We start from the raw sequence: 24,759 nt of genomic DNA on the forward strand, positions 1-24,759 counted from the left end.
CGGTATACCTGAGCACCGCAGCATTCACAGGCAAACTGAAAAGGCCCCGATACGAAAAACGACTTGATGCGGCTTAGTTTGTGTTGGCACATGATCTAAAGCCACCATAACGGCCTGGGCAATGGCGCTCTTTGCAGAGTGATGCTGCCTTTACTCGTTATCACTTTGGATGCGCTCATAGTTACGTATGGCCTCTTCGCACTTCGGCAAATCGCAATGGTCTTGAAGAATGTATACCAGCGTCTCCACAGATTTAGAAATTTTCGAACTGGTCTGAGTGACTTCACCTGACGTTAATAGCATCTGAACTTCTGTAAGAACCTGAAGTTGATAGATGGTGTTGTCTGAAAGTGTTTCTTCGACGATAGCACCTGACTCTTGATCAATATGCCTGTTGATTTCAACTGAGCCCAAATATCCTATGGCTGAAATAATCAGAAAGCCTGCCACTACTAATGAGATTAATTTCATTTAGCCCTGTGGCCTCTGATGAATTAAGCGCCTCAACAACCGGCTACGCTTTGCTGTACCCGGTGCCAAAAGGCGCTTGGTTAATTGACTTGTTGAACCTATCACTCGGTGCCTACTTGATTGAAGAAGTAGCCCCACTCTGGGTCGTATTCAGTCCCAACATCTATTAGGCATATGCCGGTCTCTTGAGGCGCGTTATGCAGTCTTTCTGCGAAGACTTCCGTTGATAAACAGTACCAGACCCATGCCCTATATCCACCGGTTGTAATTGCTGCTTCCAATACACCTGACAAGTCAGATTCCAGTGCTTCTATAAAGGCAATTTTCGAAAATTCCCATGCTGAGGCTGTCGTGCTACATGGTCTGCTCTCACACGTTCTGCTTGTAGCCACTTAGCCGGTAATGTTGTCTCGCGCCAATTTTTGCAGGTATAACTTTCTATCCGCACTCCGAGGAGCTGTTATGGAATCGCCACTTGTTTCTACCGCCTGGCTGGCGGCCAATCTTCAAAACGACAAGCTGATCTTGCTGGATGGCAGTATGGAGAGCGTGCTTGGCAAGGAGCCAATTGTTTACGACAGCCCTTGTTTTATTCCGGGTAGTCAAAAATTCGATCTGGAGGCTGTTTTTCTGGATGCTTCCGCGAGCCAGCCGCTGGCCTTTCCGACGGCCGAGATTTTTGCGGAGGCGATAAAGCCGTTTGGCATTCAGTCGGATTCAGTGGTGGTGATTTACGATAACCAGGGCATCTATTCAGCACCACGAGCCTGGTGGATATTCCGTACCATGGGCATCGAACAGGTGTTCGTGCTGGATGGTGGTTTGCCGCAGTGGCTGGAAGAAAAGCATGAGGTGTCGGATTCACTGGATGCTGTTGAGCCAAAAGCGCATTCCGGTGTGTCGGTCGTCTACAACGACCGTCAGGTGTGCAGTTGTGATCAATTGCTGGCTCAGTTAAACAACCCGGATGTCGCTATTCTGGATGCCCGCGGCAAGGCTCGTTTTCTGGGTGAAGTACCAGAACCGCGCCCGGGTGTACGGCCAGGCCATATTCCCGGTGCGGTGAACCTGCCGTTTGGTCAGTTACTCAATGGTCATAAGTTTAAAACCAAAGCTGAGCTGCAACCGTTGTTTGCTGATCTAATCTCCAATCCTGACCAGAAACTGGTGTTTTCCTGTGGCTCGGGTATCACGGCTTGTATTGCCTTGCTGGCAGCGGTCGTTTCGGGGGCGGTTGCGAGTTATTCAAATCTGGCGTTGTACGATGGCTCGTGGGCGGAGTGGGGCAGTAACCCGGGCTTGCCGATTGAGTAGTGGCAGGTTCATTTAATACTACAGCGAAAGGCCGCTGTGTTTCAGGCATAAAAAAGGCGGACATCGTGTCCGCCTTTTTCGTTTTCACCGGTTAGCCCAGTGAAATCCATTGCTGTGCCGGACCGTGGAAGTCCAGGCTCATGGCAATGCTCAGTGCAGTAATGGTCACAATAGAAACCATAAACACCTGCTTTGCCCAGCCAGTATCGTCCACTTCCAGACCCCAGCCTTTCAGGGCCATGCCCAACCACCACAAGCTGGTGGCACAGGAAACGGCCAGGAAGCCATAGCCTGCGTAGCCGGTTGCTGTCAGCAGTACGGTCACCAGCGCAAAGGCGATGATGTACAGCACAATGTGCAGCTTGGCTTTCGATACGCCCTTGGCAACTGGCAGAACCGGAATGCCGGCCGCTGCGTAGTCGTCGTAGCGGAAAATTGCGATGGCGTAGGAGTGTGGCATTTGCCACAGGCAGAACATGGTCAGCAAGATGGCTGCACCGGTGTCAAAGCTGCCTGTCACTGCGACGTAACCCACTACTGGGGGAACGGCGCCAGACAAACTGCCCACCAGGGTGCCATAGACCGAGCTGCGCTTCAGCCAGAGGCTGTAAAACCCTACGTAAACCACAAATCCGAAAGCAGCGAACAGTACCGCCATCAGGTTGGTCTGCCAGGCCAGCAAAGCGAAGCCTGCGATTCCCAACACGATGCCGTGACTAACTGCGGCCAGTGGTGACATTTCGCCCGTTACCGTTACACGATTACGGGTGCGTTCCATGCGGCTGTCGATGTCACGGTCGATACCGTTGTTGATGGCACAGCCAGAGGCGACCACCAGAGACAAGCCAATCACCGTGGCCAGGAACAGCGTGAAATCCACGCTGCCCTGGGACGCCAGGAAGAATCCCCCGGCAGTGGCGATCAGGTTGCCCATGATGATGCCCGGCTTGGTCACGCTCAGGTAGCGCTTGAAAGGGCGCTTGAGACGTTGTGACACAGAGGTTGCTTCGGAACTCATGGGCAACTCCCTTACATCATCATCATGTAGTTGGAGGCGTAGATAATCCAGATGGACAGGCCAACAACCAGGACAATGATCAGAGCAGAGAACAGGAAGGTCATCAGATTGATGGCGCCTTCTTCTGTTTTAAAGCTCAGGTGCAGGAAGTACTTCAGGTGTACCGCAATCTGAACGATGGCAAATACAACCACTGTGATCAGAGTGGTGCTCTTCTCCAGTGCGCCAGTCATTACCAGACCGAAAGGAATCACGGTCAGGATTACGGACAGTACGAAGCCAATGACGTAGTCAGAGTAGGAACCATGACCTTCTTCGTGGTGGTCGTGATGATTACTCATAATCAAACGCTCCCCATCAGATATACAACGGTGAATACACAGATCCAAACCACGTCCAGGAAGTGCCAGAACATGCTCAGGCAAGCCAGACGAGTCTGGGTACGCTTTTCCAGACCACGGTTTTTCACTTCCAGCATCAGGATGATCATCCAGATCAGACCGGCAGTTACGTGCAGGCCGTGCATACCAACCAGTGCGAAGAACGCGGACAGGAAGGCGCTGCGATCAGGACCGAAGTCATGGGTGATCAGGTGATGGAATTCGTAAATCTCCATGGAGATAAACGCAACACCCATCAGGAAGGTCACACCCAGCCATTTCAGCGTGGAGCCCTTGTTACCCTTGTAGGCTGCCAGCATGGCGAAGCCGTAGGTAATACTGGAAACCAGCAGAGCCGCGGTTTCCCAGGCCACCAGTTCCAGTTCAAAAATGTCTGCGCCGCTTGGGCCGCCGGCCGTGTTCATGAACAACACGGCGTAAGTGGCGAATACCGATGCGAACAACAGACAGTCGGTCATCAGGTAGATCCAGAAACCGAACAGCGTGGTTTTACTGGTATCGTGGTGGTGATGCTCGTCGTGAGCATCGTGAGAGTTAGTCATAGCAGTCATCTCAAGCCCTCATTTCCGCTTGCTTCTGCAAGGCAGCGTGGTGCTCGCCCTCGATTTTCTCGATTTCTTCTGGCTGTACGTAGTAGTCAACATCGTTGTCGTAGCAACGCTTGATGCCCACTGCGATGGTGGCGATGAAGGTCACAATAACCAGCCACCAGATGTGCCAGATCAGACCGAAACCGCAAGCAGTCAGCAACATACCGATGAGGAAACCATCTGGCGTGTTCTTAGGCATGTGGATCGGAGCGTATTTCTCAGGACGCTGGTACGCGGTGCCGTTTTGCTTGGCAGCGTGGAAGCAGTCAACGCCTTTACCATCTGGCTCTACAGCGAAGTTGTAGAACTGTGGAGGAGACATGGTGGACCATTCCAGAGTACGGCCGCCCCATGGGTCGCCAGTGGTGTCTTTCAGTTGCTCGCGGTTCTTGAAGCTGACGAACAGTTGGATCAGCTGAGACAGGATACCGAAAGCAATGATGAAGGCACCGAACGCAGCAATGTACAGCCAGATATTCCAATCCGGGTTGTCAGTGTGGTTCAGACGACGGGTCATGCCCAGGAAGCCCAGTACGTAAAGCGGCATAAAGGCGAAGAAGAAACCAATCTGCCAGCCCCAGAAAGCGCGCTTGCCCCATTTAACGTCCAGCTTGAAGCCCATGGCTTTCGGGAACCAGAAGCTGAAGCCAGCCAGGTAGCCGAATACCGCACCACCAATAATGGTGTTGTGGAAGTGAGCAATCAGGAACAGGGAGTTGTGCAGGATGTAGTCGGCACCCGGGATTGCCAGCAGAACGCCGGTCATACCACCGATAGAGAAGGTCACCATAAAGCCCAGGGTCCACATAACCGGAACACTGAACTCAACACGACCACGGTACATGGTGAACAACCAGTTGAACAACTTAACCCCGGTCGGTACCGCGATGATCATGGTCATCACACCGAAGAAGGCGTTTACGTTGGCACTGGAGCCCATGGTGAAGAAGTGGTGCAGCCAAACGATAAAGCCCAGGATCGAGATGGCGCCGGAGGCAACAATCATCGACTTGTGGCCGAACAATGGCTTGCGAGAGAAGGTAGAAATAATTTCAGAGAAAATACCGAACGCCGGTAGCACCAGAATATACACCTCGGGGTGACCCCAGGCCCAGAACAGGTTGATGTACATCATGGAGTTGCCGCCCAGATCATTGGTGAAGAAATGGAAGTCGGCGTAGCGGTCCAGAGTCAGCAGACCCAGAGCAGCAGTCAGGATAGGGAAAGAAGCAACGATCAGTACGTTGGCCCAGGTACAGGTCCAGGTGAAGATCGGCATATCCCACAGGCTCATGCCTGGAGCACGCATCTTGATAACGGTAGCCAGGAAGTTAACACCGGTCAGGGTGGTACCAATACCGGAAATCTGCAGTGCCCAAATATAGTAGTCGACCCCGACTCCCGGACTGTACTGAAGCCCCGATAGCGGCGGATAAGCTACCCAACCGGTCTTGGCGAATTCGCCCAGGCCCAGGGATACGTTCATCAGAATCGCACCGGAAGCGGCCAGCCAGAAGCTCAGGTTGTTCAGGAATGGGAAGGCAACGTCACGTGCACCAATTTGCAGTGGCAGCACGATGTTCATCAGACCGATCATGAATGGCATTGCCATGAAGATGATCATGATCACACCGTGAGCGGTGAAGATCTGGTCGTAGTGTTCAGGAGGCAGGTAACCCGCGGCACCGTTTGTGGCGGCAGCCAATTGGGTACGCATCATGATCGCGTCGGCAAAGCCACGCATCATCATGATCAGGGCCAGAATGATGTACATAACGCCAAGGCGTTTGTGGTCAACAGAAGTGATCCACTCTTTCCAGAGGTACATCCACTTCTGGTATTTGGTTAGGGCGACAGCCAGTGCCAGACCACCAATTGCTACGACAATCAGAGTCGCGATAACAATAGGATCGTGCGGGATGGCGTCGAGGGAAAGCTTACCCAGCATGCTTACTCTCCTGACACATCGTGGTTGTTGTGGGAATCAGTCGCGTGCTTGTCGCCGTGACCGTCTGTGTGCTCTGCACCGTGGCTCATGTGAGACATGTGGCCATCTTCAGCGCTGTGGTAGAACGGAGTTGCACCGTGGTGTTTCATGAACTTCATAACGACGTCATCAAACAAGCCAGGCTTAACTGCGCTGTACAGAGTGACAGGGTGGTATTCGGATGCTTCGGTCAGCGCCTCGTATTCCGCACCGCTCAGTACGTTTGGAGACTGTTTAACCTGTTCAATCCACTGCTCGAACGCGGCATCGTCTTCCAGAGCGATGGCGTCAAACTTCATACCGGTGAAACCCGCGCCGCTGTAGTTGGATGAGAAGCCCATGAAGGTGCCTGGCTCATCAGCAATCAGGTGCAGCTTGGTTTTCATCGCCGCCATGGTGTAGATCTGGCTACCCAATTGAGGAATGAAGAAGGAGTTCATGGTTGAGTCGGAAGTCAACGTGAACGCCAGTGGGGTGTGAGCAGGGAAAACCAGTTCATTTACAGAAGCAATGTTGTACTCAGGGTAAATGAACAGCCATTTCCAGTTCAGAGAAACAACCTGAACTTCCAGGTGGTCTTTCTCGTGATCCAGTGGCTTGTATGGGTCCAGCTCGTGAGTTGAGATCCAGGTAATGGTGCCCAGGATCAAAATGATGATGCATGGAATGATCCATACAACGGCTTCGATCTTGGTGGAGTGGGACCACTCAGGAGCATACTCAGCTTCGGTTGCTTTGTTGGAAGCACGGTACTTCCAGGCAAAGTAGAGCGTCAGGAAGATGACTGGTATTACTACCAGCAACATCAGTCCGGTAGCGATCAGGATCAGATTCTTCTCGTCAACACCAACTTGTCCTTTTGGATCGAGGATGCCCCCCGAACAGCCGGACAAAGCGGCGGTGGCAAGAAGACCCAATGCGTATCGGGATACCTTCTTGGCTGTCATGGTTTTACCCTTATAAGGATTGATAGTTATTTGCATTTAGTCTTAATGTTAGACCAATGACTTGGTTGCGGAAAACCGCTGGCCTCGTGTGCTCGCCGGCCTGCTAACGCTGCAAACTGGTGGGCTGAAGCCTGAAATGTGGCCAGACAGAAACCTGTCAGACCGAAACGGGTGGGGGCCCTCTGGACCAGAGCGAGGCCAGGAACACATCGTTGGCAATGGCGGGAGCGCGATAAAAACGGCGCTTGCGGCCAACGGCCTTGGCTTGGGCCTTGAGATAAATAAAGCAGTACCAGAGCACAAAGCCCACCAGCAGGATACACATGGCAGTAATGCTCAGGCCGATCAGGAATTCGTTGTTTTCAGCGTGGGGGAAATCCGCCAAATGTGCGGTGTCGGCGAGGATTTCAGATGTCGCGCCCAACATACCAGCAATAATAGACACAAGAGCGGAAAGCGCCCTTATGGCCAAATGCCTGGTTTTCTGTTGGATGCTTGGTGCCAAACGCCTTTCTCCATCAAACTACAACTTAGGTCAATTAATGATCAGAGTAGTCATGTTTAAATGCAACTTTTTCTGCTCTTGGAGTTGTTATTTTGCAGTCACGCGAGTGTAACCAAATATTTCAGTAGCGCAATAAAACTCTCATTTGCGGGTCGTTTACAGGCAGTACTTATTGTAAAGATATGTATAGATGATCAAAATACGATCGATATTTGCTTGTTTGCCCCAAAACCCTCCTTTTATCCCCGTTTTTAATCAACTGCTCAATTTCTATCCGTTGTGAGCTGTCATGCGAGGCTAGTGTCCATTTGGCGGCCATTAATCCATGTTTAAGTGCTACGGACTCCGGGCCATTCAGGCTGGTGCTTGTCGGGATTTCTTGAGAATTGCCGGGGTAAACATGGTCTTGCGGCCGACTCCATTTTCGTGTTTGAAACATGCCGTTGTGCGTTGAGTCGTCCGAGCAGCACACCAGTAGCTGCCAGAAAAGACACAATCGACAGTAAATGGCGGGCAGGCAGTCTTGAACGGTGTGAAGTGTTCTGTGGTGGGTGTTTTTTCTATTGTGGACGTTCGAGAGCGGTTGGTGGATACACCCTTGGGCCGTTAAACCCGCTAACGGTTAAGTCAGAGATCAGTCAAATAATCGAGCAGTTAAACAAGCGAGCAGTTGAACCAAAGAGCAGTTTAAAAAGAGAGCAGTTAAATAGAACAAAGAAGCCCGCGCCTTATCGGCCACGGGCTTCTCGATCAGATCAAAGCCTAAGTTTAAACCTAAACCCAGGCCCTTAATCAGGAAGCTTGGGGCTGTCGTCCGCTTTTAATACTTCATTCGCCGGGGTTTCCAATCCTTCTGCTTTATACAAACTGATAACCACGCTGTGGTCGTCGGGGCTAAAGGGCTCGTCAGCAATACGAACTCGCGGTTTGCCATCGGCCGAAATCGACATCAAAGGCATGGCGTAGTCTCCGTGCTGCTTTAAATAGTCGTCATAGCCATATTCATCGCTCAGTCGAGTGGCCTTGATGACGTCGCCTTGCTGCAGACGATACATAATATCTGTCCAGCTGGTTGTCAGGTCGAACAACGGCCCGGAGTGATGTTTGCCCACATGACGGTGGCGCCCTGCTTTGCTGTTGTCTTCGCTGGTTTGCAGGGCGTAGACCTTATCGGCGCCAAATTCCTGCGCGTAATACACGGCCGCAAGACTGTTCATGTGTGAGTCGGCGGAAACCGCCAGCATGCGACCGATACCAGTCAGGTCGATGCGCTCAGCGGCGTATTCCGATGCAGCGTTACCATAAAAGGTAGCAATGCCTGCCATACGCACTTTCTGGATTTCGGCATGTTCGGTGTCGGTCACCAACACTTTCAGCCCTTGTTTGTTCAATGCTTCTGCCAACGCCAGGCTGATCGGGTTGGCACCGACCAGCAGGAAACCGTTGTTGGCGGGTTCATTCACGCCCAACAGCTTTGCCCAGAGTTTGGCGGTCGCACTCTGGAAAATAACCGTGCCGAAAATGATGCAAAAGCACAGTGGCACCAGAAGCGAGGCAGATTCGTAACCCTGCTGCTCCAGCTTGATGGCAAACAGTGCCGATACCGCGGCGGCTACAATGCCTCGAGGCGCTATCCAGCCCAAAAACGCTTTGTCTTTCCACGTTAAAGAGCTGCCAATGGCAGAAATCCATACCGACAGCGGCCGTGCAACAAACTGAACGACCACCAGCAAGATCAATGGTGCCCATCCCAGTCCGAGAATATCTTCTGGCTGAAGGCGGGCAGCCAACAGAATGAACAGGCCGGAAATCAGTACCAGACTAAGCTGCTCCTTGAATTCCAGAATCTCACTGATCTCAATGTTCTTCTGGTTAGCCAGCCAGGCACCCATCAGGGTGACGGCCAGCAGGCCCGATTCGTGGGCCAATAGATTCGACACACTGAACACCAGCATCACACACGCCAGCATGGCCAGGTTTTGCAGATACTGCGGCAACCAGTTGCGTGAAAGTAACTGCGTGAGTGCCCAGCCCGCTGCGACACCGGCGAGCGTGCCAATACCAATAATCTTCAAAAACGCGATGGCGCCGTGGGCAATGCCTTCGGCCTGACCGTGGGCAACAATAAATTCGTACACCACAACCACCAGCAGTGCGCCAATGGGATCAATCAGAATGCCTTCCCAGCGCAAAATATTGCCGAGGTCTGCCCGAGGACGAATGGTTCTAAGCATGGGGGCAATCACGGTCGGTCCGGTCACCACGGTGAGGGCGCCAAACAGTATCGACATGGCCCAACCAAGATCGAACAGCCATTGGCAAGTCACTGCAATCACCGCCCAGGTTACCAATGCGCCGACGGTAACCAGGCCTTTCACCATGCCCTGGCGATTGCGGATTTCTTGCAGGTCCAGCGTCAGGCTACCTTCAAACAGAATCACTGCAACACACAGCGACACCAGCGGGAATAGCAAATCACCAAACAGGGCGTCCGGGTGTAATACGCCACTGATCGGCCCAGCTATCAGACCTGCGATCAACAAAAACAGAATGGCAGGGAAGCGCACTCGCCAGGCCAGCCACTGGCACAGCAAGGCAACGGTTGCGATCAGAGATATGTAAATGGCGGTCATAGCGGATGGGGTTCCATAAAAGGGGACCGAATAAGGCTAAACATCAGTATAACGCCTGTTGTAGATAGGCAGATGCTACTTGTGTTCAGTTGTCGTTATTGGCCCATCCCTCGTTTGGCCAAATTTCATTGGGCTTCTGATGAGAAGAAGGAAGATGAAGAACAAAAAGAAGGTAAAGGGTGCCAAGAAGGTGTGAGGTGCAAAAAAGTGAGCGATGCAAAGTTAGGTTGTCTGGCTTGGGTTCTGCCGTCAGGCTGGTATAACAGCGGCAAATGTTTACAGGTTTTACACACGTGCAATCAAGAGCGGTTGGAGGCAAGACACTGTCTTCTTTAATAAGAACAGCAGCAACGACAGCAGCGACAGAAAGAGCTGCAGCAATAGCAAAGGTACGGCAACGAACGCCATCTCCAAAACGAGTATTGGCGAAGACGACGCTCGTCGTGGTGCCGGCGCTGGCTGCTCTCATGACATCGGTAGTGGTATCGGAAACGGCTTACGCAGGCAGTATTGGGCCCTCCGAAACCGATGTTTCCCACCATGTGGTGTTTGCCAATATGGCAATGGAAGCCAGCAGTGAGCCAGTGTCCATTCGGGATATGGTGAAGGGTTGGGATGGCAGTGTGGAAAGCGGCCGATACGCCTGGGCGGATGTGCGACTGCAAGCCGGTATTGCCGCCGTTGATCAGTTTGGTTCACGCTGGATGATCGGTTGGCAAAAACGTTGGCACTATGACCTGACCTTTTCCGACGGCATGGTGCGTTACTATGACGCCCTGGAAAACGGCACAGCGTTGTCCGGGTCTGAAACATTGAAGCTCAAAGCCAGAACCTTGCAGGCTGAGGGGCCGATGGCGAGCTGGCGTTTTTCGCTGATGGAAAACCGCTTGATGCTTACGCCGACCGTCAGCCTGTATCAGGTGAGCAAATGGCAGTTTGGTGAGTTGAATGGTCTTGCCAGTAGCGGCGACACCGAATCTGCTTCTGCGGTGCTGGACTACCAGTTCAACGAAGACAAAATTCTCGAGTATCAGCCGGACGATTCACCGGGCTATGGCGTTAGCCTCGATGTGAATGCCCGTTGGCAATTGCGTCCGACGACGGTATTGGATCTGGCGGTTGCCGACCTCTGGAACCTGTTTCGAACGGAGTCGTCCGGCTACACCAGCGCTTGTGTGAATTTCAATGACCCGGCCGAAACCGTGTGTGACTCGGATGTGACGGCGTCGGGAAAATCCGGCGACAAGGTGTTCTATGGCCGTTTGCGTCCAACCATCACGGCGTCGTTAAGCGAATCCGAATATCAGGCCCGACTGACGCTGCTGAGTCACGGAGACTATCTGCGTGTTGGAGTTGAAAAGGACTTCCAGCTAAACGAACACTGGCGATTGACGACGGCTGGCTACAGTTCGCGCCAGCTGGGATTGGGCGTGGCGAGTGACTGGTTCTCGCTGGCGGTCAAGTCAGATGACTTAAGAGCCGCGTCGGCCCGCGATGCGTCGGTTAACGTATCGATCAATATACCGCTGGGCTTCTGATCAGTTTTCAGACTGACCGGTTTGGCGGGATTCAGACAACGAACTGCTGCGCTTGCTGGTGGCGACCTGAAGGGTGGTTTCTCCAGCTTGCTGTGCAGGGGCTGTGTTGTTGGTTACCGCTGCTTGAGCCGGAACGGCAAGGTAAGCCGCGGATACCAGCAGGAAGGATTGAACGGATTTTTTCAGGGATGGCGTCTTCATTATTCTCTCGTTGGTTGATGTGCGTTTTGTGAAACGTGTGCTCGCTGCATGGCATGCTGGCGGGCAATGGCGCGTTTTCGCTTGTAAAGCATGAAGGCAAACGCTGCCAGAACAGCGACGGAAAACAGGCCTTTCAATGCCACTGAAAATACCGGGTTGATGATCCCCAGTGCTGCCAGTAACACGATGGAGGCGACCAGCACCAGAACAAGTGTCCAGGACATAAGCTAACTCCATGAATGTAAGTGTTGGTGAATGAGATGGGGTTAATTTACTAAAGTTCAAACAATTTCGTGATTTATTTGATTAATCGGGTTGATTTTTATCTCGGTGTTCTTTGGGTGGAACAAAGGTCGTCGATTGTATCTATATGGGCCAGCAGCAAATGAGTTGGCGTGGTGGGTTTCGTTTTCAATATGTCCGGCTGCTGACAGATGCGTGTGCAGTTGACCACGAATGTTTCATCAAATCCGGTATGATGGGCGGCCACACGTTGCGGCCAATGGAAAGAGGGCGCAGCCCCTTGCTTGTTGGTGATCGTTAGAGAGTTTCATGTACCTGAGTCATTTCGGCCTTGAGCGGTTTCCGTTCTCGATTGCCCCGGACCCATCCCTGCTGTTTCCATCGAGAGGCCATCAGGAAGCATTGGCGCACTTGCACTACGCACTGACCGGCCACGGTGGGCTTGTGTGCCTGACCGGGGAGGTGGGTACGGGTAAAACCACCCTGTGCCGGGCGTTTCTTGAGACCGCACCCGACAACATTCGTACGGCCTATCTGTTTAACCCGCAGCTCAATCCGCTGGAGCTGCTGCAGGCGTTGTGCGATGAACTGGAAATTCCGTATCAGGATGATGACCAGCAGCAGGCGCTCTATAAAAAGCTCAATGCGTTCTTGCTCGACTGTTATGGCAAGGGGCAGCGGGTTATTTGTCTGGTGGATGAAGCTCAGGCGATGCCTGCGCCGACATTGGAGCAAATTCGACTGCTGACCAATCTGGAAACATCGGAAGAAAAGCTGATGACCCTGATTTTGGTCGGCCAGCCAGAGTTGCGTGAGTTGCTGCTGCGTCACGAACATCGGCAGTTGAATCAACGCATCACCGCGCGTTACCACCTGGACACACTGGCTCAGACAGATATCGAAGGATATTTGCGGTTTCGATTGGAAAACGCCGGTGGCCCGGGCTTTGTATTTGAACAAGCCGCGGCCCATCGTATTTGGCAGGGCTGTAAAGGTATTCCTCGGTTGATCAATAGCGTTGCAGACCGCTGCCTGTTGGGGGCATTTGCCCAAAGCCGCATGCAGGTAGATGAACAAACCGCCATACAGGCCATGGCCGAAGTGTTGGCCGCGCCGGATTCAAACGCTCCTGTATCTAATCAAGTTAACTCTCAGCTAAGCACCTCTTCACCAGTGATGGCTTCTGCCGGGGATACTGGCCAGCTGCACGTCAAACGCCTGACCCGTGCGGTTTGGGCATTAACGGCTGTCTTGGTTATCGCCATTGCACTGGTGCTGCTTCCTGGCCAGTCGACGGTTTCCCAGTGGCGTCAAACGTTGGCAGGTTGGATTGCGCCAGAAACTGATCGCGCTGACTCCGTAGCTTTGTCGGCCACAGCATCTCCAGAAGGTGCAACAGGCTCAGGAGAAGGCCATTCCGGGTCTGGGCTTTCAGAGGCTCGGCCTTCAGGGTTGCGGCACGACGACCACCTGGCAGCAAATGACCAGGACGCACAAAAAACAAACAGCATTCAGACCGCAGCGGTTTCAAACCGTCAGGATGCGATTACTCGTCGATTGAGCGAGCAAATGGGACTTGGTCAGCTGGATTGCGCGGAATTGTCCCAATTCGGCTGGCAATGCTTGTGGGTTCAGTGGCCGTTATCGCAACTGCAGCCGCTGCAACAGCAAACGGCGGTGAATGTGTCCGGTCAGTGGAAACTGTTCGACGATGGTGTGCCACAGCTGCCCGGTGAGTACCCGGCTCTGGTCATTTGGCAACCGTTGCAGGAATACGAACGTGCGATTCAGCCAGGTCAGCGTTCGCCAGTGGTGCAGTGGGTGCGTCGTGCGTTGGGTATCGATTGGCATGGTGATTGGCAGGTTGTCAGCCCGGACGGGCAGGCAGCCACTGGATTAGACCCACAACTGTACGATCCGCTGCTGGCGATTGAAGTGGCCAAATTTCAGGTGGCCAACGGACTGGATGCCGACCGCATTATTGGGCCGCAAACATTGGTGTACTTGCAGCGTCAGCTGTATCTGGACCAACAGGCAGATGAAGCCGCGGGCAATAATCCGAATCCGGACTTTGACGCCAACATCATTGCAGACGAGGACAACGGCTGATGTCTTACGTTCTTGATGCATTGAAGAAAGCCCAGTCCCAACGCCAGCAGGATGCCACGCAGCACCCGGCGTTGGCGGCTTTGAACGATAATTCTCAGCCAGGTGATGACCAGCAAACCAACGCTCCTGCGGCGGATATTGTGGTTGCTCGATTGCCATACGGGCTGGTGTTACTGGCTGTTGTGGTATTGGTGCTGCTGGTGGGCTTTACCTGGTGGATGAACTCGCAATCAGGCGTGCAAAATTCTGCTGCAATGGACGTTAACGCTACGCTTGGTGAGCCTGTTGAATCATCAGTCACCGCACCTGCGCCGATACCTCAAGCCGCTTCCACTAATGTGCCGCCTTCGATACCAACAGCTCCGGCAGCAGTCCCTGCTGAGCCTGTACCTGTCGAACTTGATGCCGAACCGGATACAGCTCCAGCTGCAAAAACGGTAAAAGGTGTTATCGGAGCCATTGCATTGGCCGAGCCAGTCAGTAGCCGTCCGTCGCAGCCTCCGCGCGCTGAAGGTGTTGGTGAAGAGACTGTTGGTGAAAAGACGGTTGTTTCTGATGCAGGTTCCCGCACTGCGGCTGAGACAGATTCTTTGGCAGCCCCTGAAACAGTAAAAACGACTGCAAAAATAGAAACTCGTCGTTTGCCACCTTACAGCTCGTTGCAGAAAATACCGACACTCACCATTACCGGACATTTGTACGCCAGCGATCCCGCATCGCGTAGCGTCACCATGAACGGTCGGGAATGGTTTGAAGGCGAGCCCGTCAATCGGGACGTCACACTAGAAGAAATCACCCGCGACGGCATTGTACTTGCCGTTGACGGTTACCACCTCAATGTCAGTCGTCGACGCGGCTGGCAAGCCATTGAGTAACTCCGTGCTAAGCAAAGAATCAAAAGAAAGAATTCAGGCGCTCTACCGAGAATTGATCAAAGCGCTCGACCTCAAACCGCGTTATGGCCAGCGAATGATGATCGCTGAAATCGCCAAGGCGCTGGGCTCGGTTTCGGCCGACGAAAAGGGCGAACGCACCAACGATGCGGGCATCGTGGTGGTGGAAGCGGGTACCGGTACTGGTAAAACGCTGGCGTACTTGCTGGCGTCGTTGCCATTGGCCATCGAGCAGGAAAAGAAGCTGCTGATCAGCACTGCCACCGTGGCGCTGCAAGAGCAGATTCTGGACAAAGACCTGCCGAACCTGAAAAAAAATATCTCGCTGCCGTTCAATTTTGCGCTGGCCAAAGGCCGTGGTCGTTATTTGTGTCTGACCAAGCTTGATAAATCCTTGCAGCAGCTGTCCGGCATTCTCTCGACCGTCGATCTGTTCGAGCAGACGCCAGAAGAGCAGGATCGCGAGTTGTACGAAAACATGCTGATGAAATACGCCAGCGGAAAGTGGGATGGAGACCGCGACCGCTGGCCGGAAGAGATTGAGCAGAGCCAGTGGAGTCACCTGACGGCGACTCATCGGGAATGTTCCAACCGCCGCTGCCCGGAATTCGATAACTGTGCGTTCTTCAAGGCCCGCCAAGCCATGGAAGATGCAGATATTATTGTGGCCAACCACGACCTGGTGCTGTCGGATTTGAGCCTCGGCGGTGGCGCAGTATTGCCCGCGCCCGAGAAAACCATCTATGTGTTCGACGAAGGCCATCACCTGGCCGACAAGGCGTTGAACCACTTTCGGCTGGAGTTCGGCGTGCGCGCCCAGCGCCAGTGGCTGAAACAGCTGGAAACCGGTATCGAGCAATTTGTGGCCGCTACCGGCTTGCCGCCAGCGCTGATGCATTCCTTGCAGGAAGCACCGGGTCATTGCCGCGAACTGCAAAGTCATTTCTCGCTGATGTGGCCACTGGTGTTTGATCTTCTGGGTGAAGGCGACCGCATGCGGTTTGAATTCGGCCGCACGCCGGAGAATCTGCGCGACCTGCTGAACAACATCAAGGCGCCACTGCAACCTCTGCTGCAAGGGCTCGACAAGCTGGTGGACATGCTGCAACAGTCGCTGGATGCCAAAGGCGAAGGGGAATTCAGCCGCGATATTGCTGAAAGTTGGCAAGCACCTATGGGCATGATGCTGGCGCGAGCCGAAACCCTTTGGGAAGCCGTTACCTGGCTGGCCGCAGAAGAAAAAGAAGGCGAACTGCCGGTTGCCCGCTGGATTGCCAAAACGCCGTTTGGTGAAGATTGGGACATCAAACTCAGTGCTTCACCCATTGCCGTGGCCGACCAGTTACGCAAAAACCTCTGGTGGCGTTGCCATGGGGCGGTTGTGACTTCGGCGACGCTGACAGCGTTGAACAGCTTCTCGAATCTTGCGTGGGAAACCGGCTTGCCGGATTGGGCCGGTTTTCACCGGGTAGCCAGCCCGTTCGATTACCCGAACCGCGGCACACTGGAAGTGGTGCAGCTGGCCTCTGACCCTAAAAGTGACCAGTTCCAGTCCGACGTTGAAGACTGGATGCGCAACAACATCGACAAAACCCAGGGGACGCTGGTGCTGTTCAGCTCCCGTGCCCAGCTGGAAGCCACCCGCGACACTTTTATCCGCGACTGGTACGAATATCTGCTGTGTCAGAATTTTATGCCGAAAAGCGAAATCGTCCGGAAGCACAAGGAACGTATCGACGGTAGCAAGGGCAACGTGATTTTTGGCCTGGCGAGTTTCGCCGAAGGCATCGACTTGCCGGGGGAATACCTTACCCACGTCGTGATTGTGAAAATCCCGTTTGCCGTGCCCGACGACCCGATTCAGGCGGCGACCAGTGAATGGCTCGAAACCCGTGGCCGCAATCCGTTTATGGACCTGACACTGCCCGCTGCATCCATTCGCTTGGTACAGGCCACCGGCCGTTTGATTCGTAAGGAATCTGATACCGGCAAAGTCAGTATCCTCGATAAACGCCTGCTATCCAGCCGCTACGGCAAACTGCTACTCGACGCACTACCGCCGCTGCGAAGGATCTGATTTGATTTTGTAGGAGGGATTTCAATCCCGATCCGTAATAGATTCGCGATTGAAATCGCTCCTACAGGCATGGGGATAGTAGGGCGCTTTGATGTATTACGCGTTCCGCTAATACATCCTACGTTACAGCGTAAGCTGACCCCGTAGGAGCTGGCTTGCCTGCGAATCGTTGGGCGTGGCCCAACAGGCTTTCGCCGGCATAGGATGGTGCGCTTGCTCCCATAAAAGCCAAAAGCCGAATTCTCTCGAATTCGGCTTTTTAATTTTTGTCTAATCGCGAGCCAGCTCTCACCAGCCTCAAATCAACAAGTACTCAGCGGCGGTATCGCTTGGTGATATCGCCATAGGCGTCGATACGGCGGTCGCGGAAGTATGGCCAGATACGGCGCAGTTGTTCGGTGCGGTCCATGTCGATGGTAGCCAGTAACACCTGTTCGGTTTCGCGGTCGGCCAATGCCAGGTACTCGCCCTGTCCGCCGGTGATGAAGCTGTTACCCCAGAACAGGATGCCGTCGCTGGCACCGCTTGGGTCGACTTCGTGGCCAACGCGGTTGATGGATACCACTGGCAGGTTGTTAGCCACAGAGTGGCCACGCTGCACGGTAACCCAGGCATCGGTTTGACGTTCGTTTTCGTCTTTTTCTTCAGCCGGTTCCCAACCAATGGCGGTTGGGTAAATAAGGATGTCGGCATCGGCCAGTGCCATCAGGCGGGCGGCTTCCGGATACCATTGATCCCAGCACACCAGTACGCCCAGTTTGCCGACGGAGGTTTCAATAGGCTCGAAACCCGGTTCGTCGGCGTCGCCTGGAATAAAGTAGTACTTCTCGTAGAAGCCCGGGTCTTCCGGGATGTGCATCTTGCGGTAGAAACCACACAGCTCGGCAGAGCGGTCAAACACAATGGCGGTGTTGTGGTACACGCCTTTGGCACGACGCTCAAAGATAGAGCCCACCAATACGATGTTCAGTTCGGCGGCCAGTGCGCCTAACCGTTGGGCGGTGGGGCCGTCGAGTGCTTCGGCGAGGTCAAAAATATCGGCGGCTTCGTGCTGGCAGAAGTACGGGCCAGCATGAAGCTCTTGCAAGCACACCAGTTCAGCACCGGCTGCTGCGGCTTCGCGCACCAGTGCTTCGGTTTTTTCCAGGGTGGCTTCTTTGCTGCCATGAAACGCCTGTTGCACGGCGGCGACGGTGAGGTGTTTGCTCATGTGGGCTTCTCGCAATCAGGCTTTTACAGTGGATTCAGGCGTATGGATCTGCATAGTCAGGCAATGCAGAGAGCCATATTGCTCAACGACCGGGCGACAGTTGATCGGGTGCACCCAATGGTTCGGGAAGGCTTGCATGATGCGTTCTACCGCGACGGTATCTTCCGCTACACCATATACCGGCAGCAACACGGCGTTGTTGATGATCAGGAAGTTGGCGTAGGTGGCTGGCAGGCGATCGCCGTCGTCGCTGTATACCGGCGAAGGCAGTGGTAGTGGCACCAGAACATACGGGCTGCCGTCGGCCTGACGCAGCTGTTGCAGCTCTTGCTCCATGGCATGCAAGGATTCGTAGTGGTCGTCTGACTGGCGCGCTTGACAGTAGGCAATGGTGGTCGGGTTGCAGAAACGCGCCAGTGTGTCGATGTGGGCGTCGGTGTCATCACCTTCCAGGTGGCCATGCTTCAGCCATAACACCCGTTCGATGCCCAAAGACTCTTGCAAGCGGCTTTCAATGTCTGCACGTGACAGCGATGGATTGCGGTTCGGGTTCAGCAAGCAATGCTCGGTCGTCAGCAGTGTGCCTTTGCCGTCGGTCTCCAGACTGCCACCTTCCAGCACCATGTTGCGCGGTTCCATTGGCAATGGACCTTTGCCGAAACTGTATGCCTGTAGGGCATTCAGCCGGTTGCTGATCTGGTTGTCGAGATCGTGTTCGTATTTGCCGCCCCAGCCATTGAACTGAAAATCAACAAAGCTCAGCTTGCCGTCCAGATAGACGCTGATTGGGCCATGGTCGCGGGCCCAGGTATCGTTGTTTTCAACCGGGAAAATTTCGACCTGCTTGTGGTTCTGGTACAGGTGTGACAAACGATTGCAGTCCTGCGGGTTACCACAGCTGATAATGACATTCTGGTGCTGGCTGATGGCCGCAACCAGAGCATGAAATACCGGCTCAATACGTGGCAGGAATGGTGCCCAGTCGCTGGTACGGGTAGGCCAGGTGAGTTGGACGGCGGTTTGGGCTTCCCATTCCGCGGGCATGCGTTTGTTCAATAGACCGATCTCTTTCTTACGGTTTTTGTGGCTTTGCCGGAACCCTCGTGAGGTGGGCAAATCTGAAAGCGCGATTATGGCAAGTTTTGTCGTCAGGTACAGATGCGGACAGGTAAAAATCCCTGATCGGTGGGCGTGGGCCGATAATTGGTTGCAGCGGCACCGGCTTTGGCTTTTTGACTGGCTTGGGGCACACTTGCGCAGCGTTTCAGGCTTGGTCGGCAACCAATACTCGGAACCTGCTTTGATAGCAGGTTTCGGCAGCTGATTGCTGGCTTGGCGAATGGGTTTATGTGATTGGATTTTCGTAGGGACAGGAGCAGTACACTTTATGGCATTGTCACCGGGCAAGTTGCCGCTTGGGATTGGTCTCAGGTATTTGGCGGCCAAGCGCCGCAATCATTTTATTTCGTTTATTTCGGCGTCTTCCATGGTGGGGATGACGCTGGGCGTGGCGGTGCTGATCATTGTGTTGTCGGTAATGAACGGCTTTGACCGCGAATTGCGCCAGCGCATTTTGGGCATGGTACCTCACGGTGTGATCTATCAGCCGGGTGGTATCGCCGATTGGCAGGCGCTGGCCGATGAGGTGAATCAGTTCGATGGCGTCGAAGCCGTTGCGCCGCTGACCCGGTTGCAAGGCATGCTGGGCGTGAACGGTCGCGTCAAAGGCGTGATGCTAACTGGCATTGAGCCTGCGGCGGAGCGCGATGTATCGATCTTGCCAGACCATATCAAATCCGGTGCTTTGGAAGATTTGCAGCCGGGCAGTTACAAGGTGCTGCTGGGGGATTTGCTGGCTCGTAATCTGGGAGTTGCCAAGGGCGACAAGATTACGCTGATGCTGCCTGAGGCGACGATGAGCCCGGCCGGTGTGATCCCACGAGTGCGTCGTCTGACTGTCGCGGGTACGTTCTCGGTTGGTGCCGAGCTGGATGCGAACCTGGCGGTAATCAATATTGTTGATGCCGGCAAGCTGGGTCGTATTGGTGGTGAGGCTGAATCCTTGCGGGTGAAGCTGGACGACTTGTTCAAGGCGCCGGAAACCGTTTGGCGCATCGTCAACAACCTGAATGGTTACGCCTGGGGCAGTGACTGGACTCGTACGCACGGCAATCTGTTTGCGGCCATTCATATGGAAAAGCGCATGATTGGCTTGCTGCTGTTGATGATTGTCGCCGTGGCTGCCTTCAACATTATTTCCACTCTGGTCATGGTGGTGACCGACAAGCAGGCAGATATTGCCATTCTGCGTACCATGGGCGCGCGCCCTCGAACCATTATGGCCATTTTTATGGTGCAGGGTTTGTCGATCGGGCTGGTGGGCGTTGTACTGGGAACCGCATTGGGTGTTCTGGGCGCTTTGACCATTTCTGATTTGGTGGCCTGGGCTGAGAATGCCTTTGGCTTCAAGATACTGAGCGCCGATGTGTACTTTATTTCTTACTTGCCTTCGGAGCTTCTACTGAGCGATGTCGCCGTTATTACCGGCTCGGGGTTGCTGTTGAGCTTCCTGGCGACTCTTTATCCATCTTACCGGGCGTCCCGGGTTCAACCTGCGGAGGCGCTGCGTTATGAGTAATCCGGTATTGCAAGCGAATGGCTTGCTGAAAACCTACACCAGTGGCCCGCAGTCGGTCACGGTATGGAAGGACGTTAGTTTCGATCTGAATGCCGGTGAGACCCTCGCGATCGTGGGCTCGTCCGGTTCTGGTAAAACCACCTTGCTGAACGTGTTGGGTGGGCTGGATACTGTCGACGCCGGAGAAGTAGTCATTGGCGGACAGTCTATTCAAGGGTTGAACGAAACCCAGCGCACCTTGCTGCGTAACCAGCAGCTCGGGTTTGTGTACCAGTTTCATCATCTGTTGCCGGAATTCACGGCCTTGGAAAACGTGATGATGCCGCTGCTGTTGGGTGGTCTGTCTCGCAAGCAGTCCGAAGCGCGTGCACTGGAGTGCTTGTCGGCACTGGGCATGGCCGAGCGGGGACAGCATAAGCCCGCGGAACTGTCTGGTGGTGAACGTCAGCGTGTGGCGATTGCCCGCGCCTTGGTGAATCGTCCCAAGCTGGTGTTGATGGATGAACCTACGGGAAACCTGGATCAGCAAACCGCAGCACAGGTAGAAAGCCTTATGTTGGAGCTGATTCGCACCAGTGACACTGCCTTTGTGCTGGTAACCCACGATGAAGCGTTGGCCTCACGAATGGATCGCTGCATGCGCTTGAAAGACCAGACGCTGATTCTGGATGCCAGTGAAGTGAGTTGAGGGAAGTGACTTGAAGGAAGTCAGCTGAAAGGCGTGAGCTGAAAAAAGCGAACTGAATAAAAAAGCCCGCTGGTGACATTCATCAGCGGGCTTTTTGTTGTTTGGACTGTCGCGTTTTGGACTGTCGTGCTCGGTGAACGGGCTTATTTGGACTGGTTTTGCGAGTTGGTCCGGCCAAACCGATGCTTACGCTTCTTCCAGCTATCCCATACGTGCTTGCGCCAGAACCAATCAACAATGAAATAACCCAGTACCCCGGCAATAATGCCTGCGGCAAGTGAACCAACCAACAAGGGTTCCCATACCTGCGACAGCTCCGAGAGCACCCAGTCGACGGTCAATTCAATGTGAAACTCGCGGTGCGGCGAGTTCAGAATCCAGGTGCCAAACAGATAGGTGCCGTAAAACAGCGGTGGTATCGTAACCGGGTTGCTTACCCAAACGAGTCCAACGGAAATGGGCACGTTGGCGTTGGCCCAAAAGGCGAACAGGGCGGCAATGGCCATTTGGAACGGCATCGGCAAAAAGGCGGCGAACAAGCCAACCATAAAGGCACGGGATACCGAACGGCGATTCAGATGCCACAGGTTGGGATTGGCAAACAAGGGCGCCAAAAAGCTCAGGGACTTATTGCCCTGAATGTCTTCCGGGCTTGGAAAGACGCGTTTGAAAAATTTCTTGGGCATGAAACCGGCCGTTAATGCAATGCGGCGCGATTATGCCGACTCTGCCATGGAGTGGCAATGGAATACCTGTTTCTGACTGCTGCGTTGGGTGTCATTGTTGGCGTCCTCCTCTCCGAGCTATTGGCCCAATGGCTATGGCTGCCGCTGTTGGGTGTGTTTACTGCGGTTTTGTTCGCACTTTTTGTGGCTTTGCGACCTGGACGGACTGTTCATGCGCCGGGCTTTTTACATCACTGCTTAACTCGTTTCCTGAACCGTCCTTGGCTGATTCTTGCCGTGTTGCTGATTCTGGTTGTTTCTGTGGCTCGGGGACACCTGTGGCTACAGCAACAATTGCAGCATCGTCTGCCGCCTTCGCTGGATCGCATTCAATGCCAGGGTGTGTTCTGGATTGAATCGGTAGAGCCTCAGCTCAAAAGTACTTCTCCCTACCAAAATACCGATATTCACCTCGCTTCCGGTAACGGCTATACGCCCTTCATTCTTGCCCGGCAGAAAGCTCGCGTGGTGGTCGATCACTGGATTGATTGTCCGGAAGTCTCTGTTCGTAAGCTGGACCTGTCGTTGTATCGCTCGGCCTTTAGGATGCAGGCTGGTGATCACATCACGGCTACCGTCAGGCTTCGCGCGCCGTTTGCGATGCTGAATGGCTTGTTCTTCGACTATGAGGCCTGGGCGATTCAGAAAGGTCTGGATGCGCGGGGTTATGTCGTTGCCAGGGAGGGCGGGATTCGCTTGTCAGAGCAAATCATTAAGCCGTCGCTGTATCAGCAATGGGTTGGGCTGGTGGAAGCTGTTCGTTCTCAGGCTAAGACGGTTTTGATTGATCCGCTACCAGATAATGCCCAGCGCTGGGTAAAAGGTTTGGTGCTTGGTCAGCAAGAGGCCTTCGATAGCCAACACTGGCACCTGGCCAAGCAAACCGGAACCGTGCACTTGCTGGTGGTCAGCGGTCTGCATATGGGCATGGTTGTGCTGGCCGTTGCCGGGCTGGTTTCAATTCTGCTTCGAATAGTTGGGCTGTTTGTTCCTTTGACGGTCGGTTGGCGGCACTGGCTTCAAATTGTGCTGGTGGTCATGCTGTCGGCGGCGTTTGTGTTGCTGGCTGGTGCAGGAATCGCCTTGATACGATCCTGGTTGATGGTGTTGGTCGGGTTGTTTGTATGGCAACGCGGACTGCGAGTGCCGGTGCCTCTGGCGATCTCTGTGGCCGTGGCGGTGGTCCTGTGGGTCAATCCCATGATGTTCATGGCTGCAGGGTTCTGGTTGTCGTTTGGTGCGGTTGCTCTTTTGCTGATGTTGTTACGAGGACGGCGTTTAACGGTATTGGGTACTGCATTGGTGCCCCAATGGCTGGTGTTTGTGGGCCTGGTGCCGCTGTTACTGCTCGTTAATACCGGTCAGCCCAGTGTGTCGGTGGTTGCCAATCTGATTTGTATCCCCTTGATGACTCTGGTGATGTTGCCCGCGGCGCTGCTGACGGCCTTGCTTGCTGTACTGTCTAAAGTGCTGTGCGGAGCGCTTTTGGGCGGCGTTATTGGAAGCGCGCCAGGTGCGGAGAAAATCATAGGTTGGCTCGATGTTAGCTGGGGATTTCTGGATGGGCTTTGGTGGCAGCTGCTGCAATGGTTCGCCAGCTTGCAGTGGCCGGTGCTGTATCAACTGCCTTGGTCAGGTGTGCTCGGCTGGCTGTTATTGGTTGTGTTGGCTTCAAGGCTGGTGTCGCCGGTTTGGCTGGCTCTGATGCAAGTGGTGGCGCTGGCCGTGTTGGTGTTGGCGCCAAGGCAGAACCTCGTTGGGGTGTATTTTATGGATGTCGGCCAGGGGTTGGCGGTGATTGCCAGTGGCCGTGAAGGCTCGTTGGTTTACGATCTGGGTTACGGCAATCGCGATGGGTTTTCGATCGCTGAGCGTGTATTGATTCCACGTCTGGGCAGTCATCCGCACGCGGAGGTAAATACCTTGGTGCTCAGTCACGCCGACAAAGATCACGCCGGCGGTCTGTCGGCCTGGCTGCAACGTTACCAGAATGATGTTCAGCGCGGACGGCAGCAGCTTGTGGGTGGTGAGCCCGCCACTGAGTATTTGCCACTACTGCCACCCCGGCAGCATTCACTGGTGGAATCTCGCATGATGTCTTGTCATACGCAGGAGCCGACGCTGTGGCATTCGTTGGGTGGGTTGGACTATCGGTTCTTTCCGGTTGCTGAGCACAAGCGACAGAATGGCAATGACAGTTCGTGTGTCATGCAGCTAAGGTTTGGTGAGGTTCGTGTGCTGTTGCCGGGGGATATTTCAGCGTCGGTGGAGCTCCATCTGATGGATGTGTACGGCGATGAACTGGCGTCCGACGTGCTGGTGGCAGGCCATCACGGCAGTGGGTCCAGTTCGCACAAGAAGTTCATTGCGATGGTGAATCCGGTGCAGGTCATTGTCTCCGCGGGCTTTGGCAATCCCTACAAACATCCTCATCCAAAGGTTATCGAACGCTTGTCAGAGAGTGTTGTCTGTGTCAGCTGGAAAACGGGGCTGATTTCTCTAGCAGCCGACGGCAAATTGCACACCTTTTCATCAGTTTGGCAGCCGCCCTGGCGGCAGAGCCGATAAACT

At 54.1% G+C, this 24,759-nt stretch carries 23 protein-coding genes; 8 read left to right on the forward strand and 15 right to left on the reverse strand.

Annotated elements, in window-relative coordinates; genetic code table 11:
• Positions 1 to 150: 150 nt before the first annotated feature.
• Together G516_RS0109580 and G516_RS25260 are read right to left on the reverse strand one after the other, a co-directional pair.
• The gene (locus G516_RS0109580; protein ID WP_028293468.1) at positions 151 to 471 is read right to left on the reverse strand and encodes a hypothetical protein; all 321 of its coding nucleotides are present in this window, start codon (positions 469 to 471) and stop codon (positions 151 to 153) included.
• A gap of 101 nt (positions 472 to 572) precedes the next feature.
• Positions 573 to 863, reverse strand: a complete 291-nt coding sequence (locus G516_RS25260) for a DUF695 domain-containing protein (protein ID WP_084644976.1) — start codon at positions 861 to 863, stop codon at positions 573 to 575.
• Between the two features lie 70 nt (positions 864 to 933).
• On the opposite strand from G516_RS25260, the gene G516_RS0109585 reads away from it, so the two are divergent.
• Complete coding sequence (locus G516_RS0109585) at positions 934 to 1,785, forward strand: sulfurtransferase (protein WP_028293469.1); 852 nt, start codon at positions 934 to 936, stop codon at positions 1,783 to 1,785.
• Between the two features lie 91 nt (positions 1,786 to 1,876).
• On the opposite strand, the gene cyoE is transcribed toward G516_RS0109585, so the two are convergent.
• The 8 genes from cyoE to G516_RS24665 all read right to left on the reverse strand — a co-directional run bounded on the left by cyoE (position 1,877) and on the right by G516_RS24665 (position 10,335).
• Entirely contained in the window at positions 1,877 to 2,803 is a 927-nt protein-coding gene (gene cyoE, locus G516_RS0109590; RefSeq protein ID WP_051219194.1) for a heme o synthase, read from the reverse strand.
• A gap of 11 nt (positions 2,804 to 2,814) precedes the next feature.
• Positions 2,815 to 3,144: a cytochrome o ubiquinol oxidase subunit IV gene (gene cyoD / locus G516_RS0109595; RefSeq protein WP_028293471.1), complete on the reverse strand. Its 330-nt coding sequence runs from the start codon at positions 3,142 to 3,144 to the stop codon at positions 2,815 to 2,817.
• Between the two features lie 2 nt (positions 3,145 to 3,146).
• Complete coding sequence (gene cyoC / locus G516_RS0109600; RefSeq protein WP_051219196.1) at positions 3,147 to 3,755, reverse strand: cytochrome o ubiquinol oxidase subunit III; 609 nt, start codon at positions 3,753 to 3,755, stop codon at positions 3,147 to 3,149.
• A gap of 1 nt (position 3,756) precedes the next feature.
• A complete protein-coding gene (gene cyoB, locus G516_RS0109605; protein ID WP_028293473.1) occupies positions 3,757 to 5,742 on the reverse strand; it encodes a cytochrome o ubiquinol oxidase subunit I in 1,986 nt (661 codons plus the stop codon).
• 2 nt (positions 5,743 to 5,744) lie between these two features.
• Positions 5,745 to 6,728: a ubiquinol oxidase subunit II gene (gene cyoA, locus G516_RS21880; RefSeq protein ID WP_051219198.1), complete on the reverse strand. Its 984-nt coding sequence runs from the start codon at positions 6,726 to 6,728 to the stop codon at positions 5,745 to 5,747.
• A 157-nt stretch (positions 6,729 to 6,885) separates the two neighbouring features.
• On the reverse strand, positions 6,886 to 7,233 hold the full coding sequence (locus G516_RS0109615) for a hypothetical protein (protein WP_156879006.1): 348 nt from the start codon (positions 7,231 to 7,233) through the stop codon (positions 6,886 to 6,888).
• A gap of 788 nt (positions 7,234 to 8,021) precedes the next feature.
• On the reverse strand, positions 8,022 to 9,866 hold the full coding sequence (locus tag G516_RS21885; RefSeq protein ID WP_084644977.1) for a cation:proton antiporter: 1,845 nt from the start codon (positions 9,864 to 9,866) through the stop codon (positions 8,022 to 8,024).
• Between the two features lie 85 nt (positions 9,867 to 9,951).
• A complete protein-coding gene (locus tag G516_RS24665) occupies positions 9,952 to 10,335 on the reverse strand; it encodes a hypothetical protein (protein ID WP_156879007.1) in 384 nt (127 codons plus the stop codon).
• Between G516_RS24665 and G516_RS0109625 the strand changes: the two genes are divergently transcribed.
• Positions 10,334 to 11,404 carry a hypothetical protein gene (locus G516_RS0109625; protein WP_028293475.1) on the forward strand — a complete coding sequence of 357 codons (1,071 nt, stop codon included), beginning with the start codon at positions 10,334 to 10,336 and terminating at the stop codon, positions 11,402 to 11,404. The two genes, G516_RS24665 and G516_RS0109625, sit on opposite strands and share 2 nt — an antisense overlap.
• Here the strand turns inward: G516_RS0109625 and G516_RS0109630 are convergent, their stop codons facing one another.
• Positions 11,405 to 11,605: a hypothetical protein gene (locus G516_RS0109630; RefSeq protein ID WP_028293476.1), complete on the reverse strand. Its 201-nt coding sequence runs from the start codon at positions 11,603 to 11,605 to the stop codon at positions 11,405 to 11,407. It lies immediately after the preceding gene.
• Positions 11,605 to 11,829, reverse strand: a complete 225-nt coding sequence (locus G516_RS0109635) for a hypothetical protein (RefSeq protein WP_028293477.1) — start codon at positions 11,827 to 11,829, stop codon at positions 11,605 to 11,607. Before G516_RS0109635 ends, G516_RS0109630 begins: the two co-directional genes overlap by 1 nt.
• A 328-nt stretch (positions 11,830 to 12,157) precedes the next feature.
• Between G516_RS0109635 and G516_RS23890 the strand changes: the two genes are divergently transcribed.
• Genes G516_RS23890 through dinG form a run of 3 tightly spaced genes read left to right on the forward strand, consistent with a single transcriptional unit; the run spans position 12,158 to position 16,927 of the window.
• On the forward strand, positions 12,158 to 13,957 hold the full coding sequence (locus G516_RS23890; RefSeq protein ID WP_051219200.1) for an ExeA family protein: 1,800 nt from the start codon (positions 12,158 to 12,160) through the stop codon (positions 13,955 to 13,957).
• On the forward strand, positions 13,957 to 14,832 hold the full coding sequence (locus G516_RS23895; protein WP_028293478.1) for a general secretion pathway protein GspB: 876 nt from the start codon (positions 13,957 to 13,959) through the stop codon (positions 14,830 to 14,832). The genes G516_RS23890 and G516_RS23895 overlap by 1 nt, the downstream gene beginning before the upstream one ends.
• Positions 14,795 to 16,927: an ATP-dependent DNA helicase DinG gene (dinG, locus tag G516_RS0109650; protein ID WP_084644978.1), complete on the forward strand. Its 2,133-nt coding sequence runs from the start codon at positions 14,795 to 14,797 to the stop codon at positions 16,925 to 16,927. The genes G516_RS23895 and dinG overlap by 38 nt, the downstream gene beginning before the upstream one ends.
• A 313-nt stretch (positions 16,928 to 17,240) precedes the next feature.
• On the opposite strand, the gene G516_RS0109655 is transcribed toward dinG, so the two are convergent.
• Both G516_RS0109655 and G516_RS0109660 read right to left on the reverse strand, forming a co-directional pair.
• Entirely contained in the window at positions 17,241 to 18,137 is an 897-nt protein-coding gene (locus G516_RS0109655) for a carbon-nitrogen hydrolase (RefSeq protein WP_028293480.1), read from the reverse strand.
• A 15-nt stretch (positions 18,138 to 18,152) separates the two neighbouring features.
• Complete coding sequence (locus G516_RS0109660; RefSeq protein ID WP_211225091.1) at positions 18,153 to 19,181, reverse strand: agmatine deiminase family protein; 1,029 nt, start codon at positions 19,179 to 19,181, stop codon at positions 18,153 to 18,155.
• 343 nt (positions 19,182 to 19,524) lie between these two features.
• On the opposite strand from G516_RS0109660, the gene G516_RS0109665 reads away from it, so the two are divergent.
• Together G516_RS0109665 and G516_RS0109670 are read left to right on the forward strand one after the other, a co-directional pair.
• A complete protein-coding gene (locus G516_RS0109665) occupies positions 19,525 to 20,775 on the forward strand; it encodes a lipoprotein-releasing ABC transporter permease subunit (RefSeq protein WP_028293482.1) in 1,251 nt (416 codons plus the stop codon).
• Positions 20,768 to 21,463, forward strand: a complete 696-nt coding sequence (locus G516_RS0109670) for an ABC transporter ATP-binding protein (RefSeq protein WP_028293483.1) — start codon at positions 20,768 to 20,770, stop codon at positions 21,461 to 21,463. The genes G516_RS0109665 and G516_RS0109670 overlap by 8 nt, the downstream gene beginning before the upstream one ends.
• A 143-nt stretch (positions 21,464 to 21,606) precedes the next feature.
• Here G516_RS0109670 and G516_RS0109675 read toward each other — a convergent pair whose 3' ends face one another.
• A complete protein-coding gene (locus G516_RS0109675; protein WP_028293484.1) occupies positions 21,607 to 22,149 on the reverse strand; it encodes a DUF2062 domain-containing protein in 543 nt (180 codons plus the stop codon).
• A gap of 57 nt (positions 22,150 to 22,206) precedes the next feature.
• Here G516_RS0109675 and G516_RS0109680 point away from each other — a divergent pair, with 57 nt between their 5' ends.
• A complete protein-coding gene (locus G516_RS0109680; RefSeq protein WP_028293485.1) occupies positions 22,207 to 24,756 on the forward strand; it encodes a DNA internalization-related competence protein ComEC/Rec2 in 2,550 nt (849 codons plus the stop codon).
• The last annotated feature ends 3 nt before the right edge of the window (positions 24,757 to 24,759 follow it).

Origin of the sequence: Oceanobacter kriegii DSM 6294, assembly GCF_000422845.1 — a bacterium.
GTDB lineage: Bacteria > Pseudomonadota > Gammaproteobacteria > Pseudomonadales > Oceanobacteraceae > Oceanobacter > Oceanobacter kriegii.